Source organism: Streptomyces sp. NPDC048718 (assembly GCF_043198875.1).
GTDB lineage: Bacteria > Actinomycetota > Actinomycetes > Streptomycetales > Streptomycetaceae > Streptomyces.
Genome location: NZ_JBICVG010000005.1, coordinates 415,106 through 428,582 on the forward strand (window position 1 = coordinate 415,106; position 13,477 = coordinate 428,582).

7 protein-coding genes are annotated in these 13,477 nt (G+C 73.0%); all 7 read left to right on the plus strand.

All coding sequences use genetic code 11. The features are described 5' to 3' along the window. Window positions 1–15 precede the first annotated feature (15 nt). Window positions 16–2,256, plus strand: a complete 2,241-nt coding sequence (gene mrdA, locus ACGFRB_RS12470) for a penicillin-binding protein 2 (protein ID WP_393242361.1) — start codon at window positions 16–18, stop codon at window positions 2,254–2,256. Window positions 2,257–2,259: 3 nt separating this feature from the next. Further along, window positions 2,260–3,459 (plus strand): rod shape-determining protein RodA, encoded by a 1,200-nt coding sequence (rodA, locus tag ACGFRB_RS12475; RefSeq protein WP_363006500.1) that lies wholly within the window; start codon window positions 2,260–2,262, stop codon window positions 3,457–3,459. Window positions 3,460–3,522: 63 nt separating this feature from the next. Beyond that, complete coding sequence (locus ACGFRB_RS12480; RefSeq protein ID WP_393242364.1) at window positions 3,523–5,142, plus strand: CHAD domain-containing protein; 1,620 nt, start codon at window positions 3,523–3,525, stop codon at window positions 5,140–5,142. Window positions 5,143–5,194: 52 nt separating this feature from the next. Continuing rightward, window positions 5,195–7,123: a TIGR03960 family B12-binding radical SAM protein gene (locus tag ACGFRB_RS12485; protein ID WP_363006496.1), complete on the plus strand. Its 1,929-nt coding sequence runs from the start codon at window positions 5,195–5,197 to the stop codon at window positions 7,121–7,123. 108 nt (window positions 7,124–7,231) lie between these two features. Continuing rightward, window positions 7,232–8,302: a hypothetical protein gene (locus ACGFRB_RS12490; RefSeq protein ID WP_393242367.1), complete on the plus strand. Its 1,071-nt coding sequence runs from the start codon at window positions 7,232–7,234 to the stop codon at window positions 8,300–8,302. Between the two features lie 122 nt (window positions 8,303–8,424). Further along, complete coding sequence (locus ACGFRB_RS12495; protein ID WP_393242370.1) at window positions 8,425–9,216, plus strand: TIGR03936 family radical SAM-associated protein; 792 nt, start codon at window positions 8,425–8,427, stop codon at window positions 9,214–9,216. A gap of 236 nt (window positions 9,217–9,452) precedes the next feature. After that, window positions 9,453–13,466 (plus strand): ribonuclease E/G, encoded by a 4,014-nt coding sequence (locus tag ACGFRB_RS12500; RefSeq protein ID WP_393242373.1) that lies wholly within the window; start codon window positions 9,453–9,455, stop codon window positions 13,464–13,466. Window positions 13,467–13,477: the final 11 nt, after the last annotated feature.

Genomic DNA, 13,477 nt, shown 5'->3' on the forward strand with positions numbered 1-13,477 from the left:
GGGGGCAGCGGCAGCATGAGCAACATCCCGGAGACCGGGCGGACCCCCCGGGTCCAGATCCGGCTCGTCGTCATCCAGGTTCTCGTCTTCTCCCTGCTCTTCACCCTCGGCGGACGCCTCTGGTACCTCCAGATCCGCAACGGCAAGGAGTACGGGGACGAGGCCAAGAACAACCACGTCCAGCGGGTCGTCCAGCCCGCCGTCCGCGGCTCCGTCCTGGACGCCCGCGGGGTGCCGCTCGCCGACAACGAGACCCGGCTCGTGGTCTCCGCGTCGCGCACCGAGCTGATGAAGATGAAGGACGACGGCAAGGCCGTCCTCACCCGGCTCGCCGACGTCCTCCACATGAAGCCCGAGGACGTCGTCAACAAGATCCGGCTGTGCGACTCCAAGACGCCCAAGCCCTGCTGGAACGGCTCGCCCTACCAGCCCATCCCGGTCACCGACGAGGCCACCACCCAGCAGGCCCTCCAGATCCGCGAGCGCGCCGAGGACTTCCCCGGCATCACCGCCGAACCCGCCGCCGTACGCCGCTACCCGGCCCCCGGCAAGTCCCGCACCTCCCAGGTCCTCGGCTATCTCTCGCCGGTCACCGACGAGGAGATCGAGAAGGCAAAGACCACCGAGTCGCCGTATCTGCGCTCCGACATGGTCGGCCGCTCCGGCCTGGAGCGCACCTACGACAAGCAGCTGCGCGGCAAGGCCGGCGTCACCCGCTACGAGGTCGACAACCTCGGCCGGGTCATCGGCCAGGCCAAGAGCGACCCGGCGGTGCCCGGCGCCAACGTGGTCACCTCCATCGACGCCCGCGTCCAGGCGGTCGCCGAATGGGAACTGGCCAACGCCATGAAGGAAGCCCGCAAGACCTTCGACAAGAACACCAACGAGAACTACAAGGCCGACGCGGGCGCCGTCGTCGTCATGGAGGCCAAGACCGGCCGGGTCGTTGCCATGGCCTCGCTGCCCGACTACGACCCCAACGCCTGGGTCGGCGGCATCTCCGCCAAGGACTACGCCGCCCTCACCGGCAAGAATTCCAACTTCCCGCTGCTCAACCGGGCCATCCAGGGCCAGGCCGCGCCGGGCTCCATCTTCAAGGTCGTCTCCACCGCCGCCGCCGTCAACGCCGGCTACGACTTCGACGGCCGCTACCCCTGCACCAGCTCGTATTCCATCGGCAACCAGGTCTTCAAGAACTTCGAGTCGCAAAACCACGGCCCGATCTCGCTCGGCCGCGCCCTGGAGGTCTCCTGCGACACCGTCTTCTACGCCCTCGCCCACCAGCAGTGGCAGAAGGACGGCGGGATGAAGCCGAAGAGCCACCCGGGCGACTGGTTCTACAAGACGGCCCACCAGTTCGGCCTCGGCGCCGAGACCGGCATCGACCTGCCCAACGAGGTCACCGGCCGGGTCCCCGACCGCCAGTGGAAGCAGAACTTCTGGTCGGCCAACAAGGACTGGTGGTGCAAGAACGGCAAGAAGGGCGGCACCTACGTCCAGCAGCTCTCGTACGAGAACTGTCTGGAGGGCAACCTGATGCGCGCCGGTGACTCCGTCAACTACTCCATCGGCCAGGGCGACACCCTCGTCACCCCCATCCAGATGGCCACCATCTACTCCGCCATCGCCAACGGCGGCACCCTGTGGAACCCGACCGTCGGCAAGGCCGTCATCGCCGCCGACGGCAAAAGCGTCGAGGAGATCAAGCCCAAGTCGCACGGCAAGCTGCCGTTCACCAAGGCGACCCGCGACTTGATAGACGAAGCCCTCGCGGGTGTCGCCACCCGCGGTACGGCCGCCTGGCGGTTCGGCGGCTGGCCGCAGGACAAGGTCGCGATGCACGCCAAGACGGGTACGGCGGAGGTCTACGGCAAGCAGACCACCTCGTGGTTCGCCACGTACACCAAGGACTACTCGATCGTCATGACGATCTCCCAGGGTGGTACGGGCTCCGGCGCCTCCGGCCCCGCCGTGCGCAACATCTACGACGCGCTGTACGGCTTCGACGACTCCGGCAAGCAGGACCTGAAGCGGGCGCTGCTGCCGCAGCCCCAGAAGGACCTGCCGAAGATCGCGGCCGACGGCTCCATCGACGCGCCCGGCATCGAGCCGTACGACCCGAACGCGGGCAAGACGGCCGACACCGCGCCGCCGACGGAGGCGGGACCGCCCGCCGACCAGCCCGCCGATCCGCCGCGCAAGCCCACCGACCCGCTGGCCGGACCGCCCGGCACCGCCCTGCGCGGGAGGGACTGACCGATGACCACGCCCCACGGCTTCTCCGTCTCCCGCTACGCGCCCAAGCGCGGCGCGATCGCCCGGCTCGCCGCCCGCGACTCGGTGCTGCGCCGGCTCGACTGGCCCATCCTGCTGTCGGCGCTCGCCCTGTCCTTCCTGGGCTCGCTGCTCGTGTGGTCCGCGACCCGCGGCCGTACCTCGCTCAACCAGGGCGACCCGTACTACTTCCTGTTCCGGCACGCCATGAACACCGGGATCGGGCTCGCCCTGATGATCGGCACCGTCTGGCTCGGTCACCGCACCCTGCGCGGCGCGGTCCCGTTCCTGTACGGCATCTCGATCGTGCTGATCCTCGCCGTGCTCACCCCGCTCGGCGCGACCATCAACGGCGCGCACGCCTGGATCGTCGTCGGCGGCGGCTTCTCGCTCCAGCCCAGCGAGTTCGTCAAGATCACCATCATCCTGGTGATGGCGATGCTGCTGGCGGCGAAGGTCGACGCGGGCGACCAGCTCCACCCCGACCACGGCACCGTCGCCAAGGCGCTCGGCCTGGCCGCCCTGCCCATGGGCATCGTCATGCTGATGCCCGACCTCGGCTCCGTGATGGTCATGGCGGTCATCGTGCTCGGGGTGCTGCTCGCCTCCGGCGCCTCCAACCGCTGGGTCCTCGGCCTGATCGGCGCGGGCGTCCTCGGCGCGGTGCTCGTCACCACGCTGGGCATGCTCGACGAGTACCAGATCAACCGGTTCGCCGCCTTCGCCAACCCGGACCTCGACCCGGCCGGTGTCGGCTACAACACCAACCAGGCGCGGATCGCGATCGGTTCGGGCGGGCTGCTCGGCTCGGGACTCTTCAAGGGGTCCCAGACCACCGGCCAGTTCGTGCCCGAGCAGCAGACCGACTTCGTCTTCACCGTCGCGGGGGAGGAGCTGGGCTTCGTCGGCGCGGGGCTCATCCTCGTGCTGCTCGGCGTGATCCTGTGGCGCGCCTGCCGGATCGCCCGCGAGACGACCGAGCTGTACGGCACGATCGTGGCGGCCGGGATCATCGCCTGGTTCGCCTTCCAGTCCTTCGAGAACATCGGGATGACCCTCGGCATCATGCCGGTGGCCGGTCTGCCGCTGCCGTTCGTCTCGTACGGCGGTTCGTCGATGTTCGCGGTGTGGGTGGCGATCGGGCTGCTCCAGTCGATCCGGGTGCAGCGGCCGATGACGGCGTAGGGCCCGGGCCTGTCCCTCCGGCGCTCCGCTGCCCGCCGCCCGTTTCGCCACTAGATTCGAGACATGGCACAGAAACGGGCGGCGGCGGAGCGCACGGGGAAGCAGCCGAAGGGGGAGCGGCGGCCGGGGGAGCGGAACTCCGGTGCCACGACACACCGCGAGATCGAACGTAAATACGAGGTCATGGGTGAGGTCCGGCTCCCCGATCTCACCCGCGCCCACGGCGTCGCCACCGCCCGCGCCCGGGGCGTCACCGAGCTCGACGCCGTCTACTACGACACCGCCGACCTCCGTCTCGCCGCCGACTCCCTCACCCTGCGCCGCCGCACCGGCGGTGCCGACGCCGGCTGGCACCTGAAGATCCCCGTCGCCCCCGGCGTCCGCGACGAGATCAGGGCCCCGCTCTCGGACACGCTCCCGCGCTCCCTGGCGGGGCTGCTGCGTTCCCGCGTCCGCACCACCCCCGTCCAGCCGGTCGTCCGGCTGCGCTCCCGCCGCGACGTCACCCACCTGCACGCCGCCGACGGCACCCTGCTCGCCGAGGTCTCCGTCGACACCGTCCACGCCGAGCGCCTCACCGGCTGCCCGGGCAGCGCCGACTGGACCGAGATCGAGGTCGAGCTCGCCGACGACGTGGACCCCGAGATCCTCGACGCGGTCGGCAAACGCCTGGTCAAGGCCGGGATCCAGCCCTCCGCGGCCCCCTCGAAACTCGCCCGCGCCCTCGCCGCGACCGGCACCCCCGTCCCCGAACGGCCCACGACCGAGGACACCGGCCCGGACGCCGATACGGACAGCGGCACGGCCGGCTCCGTCGTCCTCGCCTACGTACGCGAACAGGTCGACGCCCTCATCCGGCTCGACCCCGCCGTCCGCCGCGACCTGCCCGACGCCATCCACCGGATGCGGGTCGCCTGCCGGCGGCTGCGCAGTGCCCTGCGGACGTACGGCAACGTCCTCGACCGCGAGGTCACCGACCCCCTCGCCGCCGAGCTGCGCCGGCTCGCCGCCGAACTCGGCGCCGCCCGCGACCTCGAAGTCCTCGACGACCGCATCGGGGCCGCCCTCGACGCGATCCCCCGCGAGCTTGCCGCCGGACCCGTCCACCGGCGCCTGAAGAGCTGGGCGAAGAGTGGGGGCGCGGGCACCCGCCGCCGCGCCCAGGCCGCCCTCGACTCCCCGCGCCACCTCGCCCTGCTCACCCGGATCGACGCCCTGCTCGCCGACCCGCCCCTGCTCCCCGCCGCCCACCAGGCCGCGGGCCCCGTCCTGCGCAAGGCGGTCCTGCGCGACCACCGCCGCCTCGCCCGCCGGGTCGAGCGGGCCCTCGCGCTCGACCCCGGGACGGAACGCGATCACGCCCTGCACGACGCCCGCAAGGCCGCCAAACGCGTCCGCTACGCCGCCGAGGCCGCCGCCCCCGCCCTCGGCAAGCCCGCCCGCCGCCTCGTCACCCGGATGAAACGGCTCCAGGACTGTCTCGGCGACCACCAGGACTCCGTCGTCGCCCGCGCCGCGCTGCGCGAGCTGGCCGACGCGGCCCACACGGCCGGCGAGACCGCCTTCACCTGGGGCGTTCTGTACGGCAGGGAGGAAGCGGCGGCCGCGGACCGCGAACGCGAGCTGCCCCGGGTGTGGGCCCGCTCCTTCGCTCCCCGCTTCCGGGCGGCACGGAGCCGCTGAGCGCCGGGGTACGCTGGATAGTCGCCCCCCTGCCAGCTCACAAAGGTTCGAGATGTCTGCTGCCGAGTCTGTCTTTCCGCAGCTCGAAGCTCTGCTCCCGCACGTGCAGAAGCCGATTCAGTACGTCGGTGGAGAGCTGAACTCCACGGTCAAGCCGTGGGAGTCCGCTGATGTCCGCTGGGCGCTGATGTACCCGGACGCGTACGAGGTCGGTCTGCCCAACCAGGGCGTCATGATCCTCTACGAGGTACTCAACGAGCGGGAGGGTGTCCTGGCCGAGCGCACGTACAGCGTGTGGCCGGACCTGGAGGCCCTGATGCGCGAGCACGGGGTCCCGCAGTTCACCGTCGACTCCCACCGCCCCGTCTCCGCGTTCGACGTGTTCGGCCTGTCCTTCTCCACGGAGCTGGGCTACACGAACATGCTCACCGCCCTCGACCTGGCCGGCATCCCGCTGGAGTCGAAGGACCGCACCGTCGATCACCCGATCGTGCTCGCCGGCGGCCACGCCGCCTTCAACCCCGAGCCGATCGCGGACTTCATCGACGCGGCGATCATCGGCGACGGCGAGCAGGCCGTCCTCGACATGACGGAGATCATCCGCCAGTGGAAGGCCGAGGGCCGCCCGGGCGGTCGCGAGGAGGTCCTCTTCCGCCTCGCGAAGACCGGCGGTATCTACGTCCCGGCCTTCTACGACGTGGAGTACCTGCCCGACGGCCGCATCGGCCGGGTCGTCCCCAACAAGTCCGGTGTGCCGTGGCGCGTCTCCAAGCACACCGTCATGGACCTCGACGAGTGGCCGTACCCCAAGCAGCCCCTCGTCCCGCTCGCGGAGACCGTCCACGAGCGGATGTCCGTCGAGATCTTCCGCGGTTGTACCCGCGGCTGCCGTTTCTGCCAGGCCGGCATGATCACGCGCCCCGTGCGGGAGCGAAGCATCACCGGCATCGGCGAGATGGTGGACCGCGGTCTGAAGGCGACCGGCTTCGAAGAGGTCGGTCTGCTCTCGCTGTCCTCCGCGGACCACACGGAGATCGGTGAGATCGCCAAGGGTCTCGCCGACCGCTACACGGACGACAAGATCGGTCTGTCGCTGCCGTCGACCCGCGTCGACGCGTTCAACGTCGACCTGGCCAACGAGCTGACCCGCAACGGCCGTCGTTCCGGACTGACCTTCGCCCCCGAGGGCGGCTCCGAGCGCATGCGCAAGGTCATCAACAAGATGGTCTCGGAAGAGGACCTGATCCGTACCGTCGCCACCGCGTACGGCAACGGCTGGCGCCAGGTGAAGCTGTACTTCATGTGCGGCCTGCCGACCGAGACCGACGAGGACGTGCTCCAGATCGCCGACATGGCGATCAACGTCATCGCCAAGGGCCGTGAGGTCTCCGGCCAGAACGACATCCGCTGCACCGTCTCCATCGGCGGGTTCGTGCCCAAGCCGCACACCCCGTTCCAGTGGGCGCCGCAGCTGTCGGCCGAGGAGACGGACGCCCGTCTGCAAAAGCTCCGCGACAAGATCCGCGGCGACAAGAAGTACGGCCGTTCCATCGGCTTCCGCTACCACGACGGCAAGCCCGGCATCGTCGAGGGCCTGCTCTCCCGGGGCGACCGCCGTATCGGCGCGGTCATCCGCGCGGTCTACGAGGACGGCGGCCGTTTCGACGGCTGGCGCGAGCACTTCTCGTACGACCGCTGGATGGCGTGCGCCGACAAGACGCTGCCCGAGTTCGGTGTCGACGTCGACTGGTACACCACCCGCGAGCGCGGCTACGAGGAGGTCCTGCCCTGGGACCACCTGGACTCCGGTCTCGACAAGGACTGGCTCTGGGAGGACTGGCAGGACGCCCTCGACGAGACCGAGGTCGACGACTGCCGCTGGACCCCGTGCTTCGACTGCGGTGTCTGCCCGGCGATGCAGACCGAGATCCAGGTCGGCCCGACCGGCAAGAAGCTGCTGCCGCTCTCGGTCAAGAAGTAGGCGCGGGCGGGAAGCCGGCGCGGGGACGGGCGCGACACGCCTGGGTCCCGTATGACCAAGGCCCGGCGGAGGACAACCCTCCGCCGGGCCTTCGGCGTCTTTGTGGACATGAACACGTTCGACCCGGACCGCGACCCGGCGCCCGCCAAGGCCCCTGCCCCGGCGCCCTCCCGGGCGCCCGGCCCGGCCGTCCACGCCCCGCACCCGCTGATCCGGGTCCCGGTCCGGATCGTGGTGCTGGTCCTCGTCCTGCCGGTGCGCATGGCCTGGGACGCCCTGGAGGCCGGCGGGCTGCTGCTCGAACGGCACCTGCTGCGGCCGGCGGGCCGCGCCCTCGGCCGGCTGCTGGACGGAGCGGGCCGGGCCTTCTTGTGGGTCTTCGGGCCGGTGGGACGGGCGCTGGCCCGGTCCGGTGCGGTGGTGTGGTACGGCCTGACCTGGGCGTTCGCCGGGATCCGGCGCACCCTCGGGTGGCTCGGCCGGGGGATCGGGCACGGCCTCGCCCTCGCCGCCCGATGGGCCGGCGCCGTGCTGGCCTGGCCCTTCGTCCTGGCCTGGCGCCATGTGATCGTGCCGGTCGCCGTCCACGGGATCGCCCGCCCGGCCGTGTGGCTGTGGCGGGAGGCCCTCGTTCCGCTCCTGCGCCGAGGCGTCGCCGCCCCGGCCGTGTGGCTGTACGCGCGCGTACTCGCACCGCTCGGCCGGGAGATCCGCGACGCGTTCGCCATCTGCTGGCGCGTCGCCGGATTCCTCTCGCACGCCGCGTGGCGCGGCCTCGCCTGGACGGTCCGCACCCTCGTCGTACGGCCCGTCGCCTGGATCGCCCGCGATCTCGTCGCCCGGCCCCTCCTCTGGCTCCTGCGCCATCTGGTCCGCGATCCCGCCGCCTGGATCTACCGGGAGGTCTGCGTCCCGGCCGGGCACTGGGTCCGCGACGCCGTCCTGAGCCCGGTGCGCACCGCCCTCACCCAGGTCCAAAAGACCGCGCGCGCCGCGCTCGCCTCCGCCCGGGACACGGTGCGCACCGCCCGGCAGGACGCGTGGCGCGCCCTCGTCGGCGGAGCGCGGCCCGGGCGGCCCGGGGAACCTCTGGCGGCCTCGGCGCGTACTCTGGGTAGTACAAAGAACGTCCCCGGCGCGGCGCCCGCACCCGAGATCTCCTCGCACCAGCGGGGGTGAGCCGGGCGGGACCCCCGGGACACATCCGCCTTCGAGGGCGGCCGCCTCCCGCGCCCGCCCCGCACCGAGGAGAAGAACCACTGGGCAAGCGACAGCCCGAAGGCCCGCCGCCCGCACCTGCGGTGCAGCGCATCCGACTGCGCTACACCAAGCGCGGCCGCCTCCGGTTCACCAGCCACCGTGACTTCCAGCGCGCCTTCGAGCGCGCCCTGCGCCGTGCCGAGGTGCCCATGGCGTACTCGGCCGGGTTCACCCCGCACCCCAAGGTGTCGTACGCGAACGCCGCCCCGACGGGCACCGGCTCCGAGGCCGAGTACCTGGAGATCGCCCTCACCGCGGCGCGCGACCCCGAGACCCTGCGCCGGCTGCTCGACGAGTCGATGCCGACCGGTCTCGACATCGTCGAGGCAGTCGAGGCCCGCACCTCCGGTCTCGCCGACCGGCTCACCGCCTCCGTCTGGGAGCTGCGTCTCGACGGCGTCACCGCCGAGGCCGCGGCCGAGGCCGCTGAGGCCTTCCTCGCGGCCGAGACCGTGGAAGTCCAGCGCAAGACCAAGAACGGAATCCGCACCTTCGACACCCGCGGTGCCGTCGTGGAGCTGACCGCGGCCCCCGCCCAGGGCGACGCCCAGGGTAATGGGCCGGTGGACAGCGCCTGTGCGATACTGCGGCTGGTTGTTCGGCACGTGACACCTGCCGTACGACCCGACGACGTCCTGTCCGGTCTCCGAGCTGTGGCCGACCTGGCGCCGCCGGTCCCCGCAGCGGTGACCAGGCTGGCGCAGGGGCTCTTCGACGAGGAGTCCGGCACGGTGACCGACCCGCTCGCGGCCGACCGCGAGGCTGTCTCGGCCGCTTCACCCACGGCCGCCGCGACCGCCTCGGCGACGGCGCCGGGTGCCGGTGCCGCGTAAGGAGCGGTCGTCGTAGCGCAGCCCTGGTACTCAGCCACCTGGGTCGGGCCGCGCACTGACCAGGAGACTTTCGCCAGGCCGTCCGCACAGGGCGTACGGAACCGGCGAGCCAGACATTCAGCTCCCGTGCGGCGCCCGCGCCCCGGACGGCGGCACGGCACCGCGCCTCGCGCGCGTACGTGCCGCCGGACCGGAACCGACGCGGCGCCCGGGAGCGTGACGGGAGAACCGCCCGCATGCTCGAACAGCACGAAGAAAACGAGAGCAACGCACTCGGAGACAAGCTGCCGGCCCGCCGCCGGCGCCGCGCCGCCTCCCGGCCCGCCGGTCCGCCGGTGACGGCCGAGGCCGCCGCGTCCGAGACCGTCGTCGAGACCACTCACGAGACCGGCACGCAGGCCGCGTCCGCTCCGGCCGCCGCCGAGGAGTCGGCGCCCGCGCGTCCGCGCCGCCGTGCCACCCGTAAGACCAGTACGCCGGAGCCGGTGAAGGCCCCGGCCGCCGCCGAGACCCCGGCCGCCGAGCCGGTGGCCGAGGCTCCGGCCGAGCCCGTCGCGGAGACGGAGGCCGCTCCGGCGCGCCGTACCCGCCGTCGTGCCACCCGCGCCGTCGCCGCCCCGGAGGCCCCCGAGGCTGCCGCAGTCGCGGAGACCGCCGAGACCCCGGCCGCCGAGCCGGTGGCCGAGGCTCCGGCCGAGCCCGTCGCGGAGACGGAGGCCGCTCCGGCGCGCCGTACCCGCCGTCGTGCCACCCGCGCCGTCGCCGCCCCGGAGGCCCCCGAGACCGCTGCGGCCCCCGAGGTCGTGGAGGCCCCCGCGCCCGCCGCCGAGGCCGTTACCGCCCCGGAGCCCGCCGCCGAGGAGGCCGCCCCGGCCCCCCGGGCCCGCCGCCGCGCCACCCGTAAGGCCACCGCGCCCGCCGGCGCCCCGGCCGCCGCGAGCGCCCCGAGCGCCGTGAGCCCGGACGTCGCCGCCGAGATCGCCGCCGACACCGGCGAGGAGCAGGTCGAGGACACCGTCGAGGAGACCGCCTCGCACGCCGCCGAGGCCGTCGCCGCCGAGCGGGCCGCCGCCCCCGCCCCCGCCCCCGCCCGTGGCCGTGGCCGCCGCCGGGTGACCTCGCCGCAGTTCACCGCCGAGGCCGAGGAGAAGCCGCGCGCCCGTCGCGCCGAGCGTCCGGCCGTCGCCGTCTTCCAGGCCCCGGTCTTCACCGAGCCCATGTTCCAGACCCCGGAGACCGCGGCCGCCGCCGTGGCCCGCGAGGCCGCCGAGCACGAGATCTCGGAGCAGGTCGAGGAGGAGCAGCCGCAGGCCGTCCGGGCCGCCGCCGTCGCCGCCGAGCCGGCGGAGAGCGCCGAGGCCCCCTCGCGCCGCCGCCGTCGCCGCCGGGGCGAGCCCGTCGCCGTCGAGCCGGTTTCGGCCACCGCCGCCGACGAGCCCGAGGTCGAGTCCACCCCCGAGGCGGAGGCCGAGGTCGAGGACACGGTCGACGAGACCGAGGGCTACGAGGAGCGTCCGTCGCGCCGCCGTCGCCGGGGCGGCCGTCGCCGCCGCCGGGGCGAGTCCGCCGACTCCGAGGAGGCGTACGAGTCCGAGGGCGCCGAGGACGGTGCCGAGGAGCCGCACGCCGAGGACACCGACGCGGACGACACCGACGCCGAGGACACCCACACCCACGCCGACGCCGACGACGAGGACACCGACGACCACGGCCCCGCGGGCAGCAGCAGCTCCCGTCGCCGCCGTCGCCGTCGCCGCCGCGGCGGCGAGGGCTCCGGCGAGGCCGAGGGCAGCGACGAGGACGGCGTCCGTACGGTCGTCAAGGTCCGCGAGCCGCGCCCGGCCCGGGAGAAGTCCGAGCCGTCCGACGAGGTCCAGTCCATCAGGGGCTCGACCCGTCTGGAGGCCAAGAAGCAGCGCCGCCGCGAGGGCCGCGAGCAGGGCCGCCGCCGCGTCCCGATCATCTCCGAGGCCGAGTTCCTGGCCCGTCGCGAGGCCGTCGAGCGCGTCATGGTCGTCCGCCAGAACGGCGAGCGCACCCAGATCGGCGTCCTGGAAGACAACGTGCTCGTCGAGCACTACGTCAACAAGGAGCAGTCCACCTCGTACGTCGGCAACGTCTACCTGGGCAAGGTCCAGAACGTGCTGCCGTCCATGGAGGCCGCCTTCGTCGACATCGGCAAGGGCCGCAACGCCGTCCTGTACGCCGGCGAGGTCAACTTCGAGGCCCTCGGCCTGTCCGGCGGCCCGCGCCGTATCGAGACCGCGCTGAAGTCCGGCCAGTCCGTCCTGGTGCAGGTCACCAAGGACCCGATCGGCCACAAGGGCGCCCGCCTGACCAGCCAGGTCTCGCTGCCCGGCCGTTACCTGGTCTACGTGCCCGAGGGCTCGATGACCGGCATCAGCCGCAAGCTCCCGGACACCGAGCGCGCCCGGCTGAAGTCGATCCTCAAGAAGATCGTCCCCGAGGACGCGGGCGTCATCGTGCGCACCGCCGCCGAGGGCGCGAGCGAGGACGAGCTGCGCCGTGACGTCGAGCGTCTGCAGGCGCAGTGGGCCGACATCAAGAAGAAGGCCGAGCAGATCTCGACGTCCGCGCCGAGCCTGCTCTACGGCGAGCCGGACATGACCGTCCGGGTCGTCCGCGACATCTTCAACGAGGACTTCTCCAAGGTCATCGTCAGCGGCGACGACGCGTGGGAGACCATCCACGGTTACGTCTCGCACGTGGCGCCCGATCTGGCCGACCGCCTGTCCAAGTGGACGAGCGAGGTCGACGTCTTCGCCACGTACCGGATCGACGAGCAGCTGATGAAGGCGCTCGACCGGAAGGTCTGGCTGCCGTCCGGCGGTTCGCTGGTGATCGACAAGACCGAGGCGATGATCGTCGTCGACGTCAACACCGGCAAGTTCACCGGCCAGGGCGGCAACCTCGAGGAGACCGTCACCCGCAACAACCTGGAGGCGGCCGAGGAGATCGTCCGCCAGCTGCGGCTGCGCGACCTCGGCGGCATCGTCGTCATCGACTTCATCGACATGGTCCTGGAGTCCAACCGCGACCTGGTGCTGCGCCGTCTCCTGGAGTGCCTGGGCCGTGACCGGACCAAGCACCAGGTGGCCGAGGTCACCTCGCTCGGCCTGGTGCAGATGACCCGTAAGCGGGTCGGCCAGGGCCTCCTGGAGTCGTTCTCGGAGACCTGCGTCCACTGCAACGGCCGCGGTGTCATCGTCCACATGGAGCAGCCGGCGTCGCACGGCGGCGGTGGCGGCAAGCGCTCGAAGAAGCGCGGCCGGGGCGGCGACGTCCACGAGCACGCCCACGAGGCGCACGCCTACGAGGCCATGCCCACCCCGGTGCCGTTCGAGACCGCCGCGGAGACCGAGGCCGAGGTGGCGGCGGAGCTCGCCGCGCCGCAGGCCGTGGAGTCGCCGATCGCCCCGGACGAGGAGCTGTACGGCAGCATCGCGGAGGCCGAGGCCGCCGCGACGCGCGGTGCCCGCGGCCGCCGCCGGGCGACCCGCCGGGTGTCGGCGCCGGTGTCCTCGCCGACCGTGACGGAGACGGAGACCTACGAGGTCGTCGTCCCCGAGACCAAGCCGGAGCCGAAGGCCGCGCCGAAGACGCGTACCCGGGCGAAGGCGAAGGCCGCACAGGTCGCCGAGCCCGTGGCCACCGAGCCCGAGGCCGCCCCGGCCGAGGCGGAGGCCCCGACCCCGGTCGAGGCTGCCGAGGCGCCCGCCGCCCCGCGGACCCGCCGCCGTGCCACCCGCAAGACGTCGGCCCCGGCCGGCGCCGCCGCGGAGCGCACCGAGGTACCTGCGGCCCCCGCGGCCCCCGTCGCCGAGCCGGCCGCCCAGCCGGAGGCCGCGCCCGCCGCCGTCACCGAGGCCGAGCCCGCCGCCGAGGCCCCCGTGGCCGCCCCGCCGCGGGCGCGCCGCCGGGTGGTCCGCAAGGCCACGGCCGCCGCCGGTTCGCCGGCCGGTGCCGAGGAGGCCGCCGTGGTCGTGGTGGCGTCCGCCGCCCCGGCCGAGGAGGCCGTCCCGGCCAAGGCCGAGGCCGACACCACGGCCGAGGTCGTCGCCGAGGAGCCCACCCCGGCGAAGAAGGCGGTCCGCAAGACCGCCAAGAAGGCCACCGCGAAGAAGGCCGCCACCAAGAAGACGGCGGCCAAGAAGACCGCGGCGAAGAAGACGGCGACCGCGAAGAAGGCCGCGACCACGAAGAAGACCGCAGCCCCCGCCCAGGACTGACACGGTCTCGT

Coding starts and splice junctions, on each gene's coding strand:
- ACGFRB_RS12490 (WP_393242367.1), top strand. CDS start 7,232: ATGAACACGTTCGACCCGGACCGCGACCCGGCGCCCGCCAAGGCCCCT.
- rodA (WP_363006500.1), top strand. CDS start 2,260: ATGACCACGCCCCACGGCTTCTCCGTCTCCCGCTACGCGCCCAAGCGC.
- ACGFRB_RS12485 (WP_363006496.1), top strand. CDS start 5,195: ATGTCTGCTGCCGAGTCTGTCTTTCCGCAGCTCGAAGCTCTGCTCCCG.
- mrdA (WP_393242361.1), top strand. CDS start 16: ATGAGCAACATCCCGGAGACCGGGCGGACCCCCCGGGTCCAGATCCGG.
- ACGFRB_RS12480 (WP_393242364.1), top strand. CDS start 3,523: ATGGCACAGAAACGGGCGGCGGCGGAGCGCACGGGGAAGCAGCCGAAG.
- ACGFRB_RS12500 (WP_393242373.1), top strand. CDS start 9,453: ATGCTCGAACAGCACGAAGAAAACGAGAGCAACGCACTCGGAGACAAG.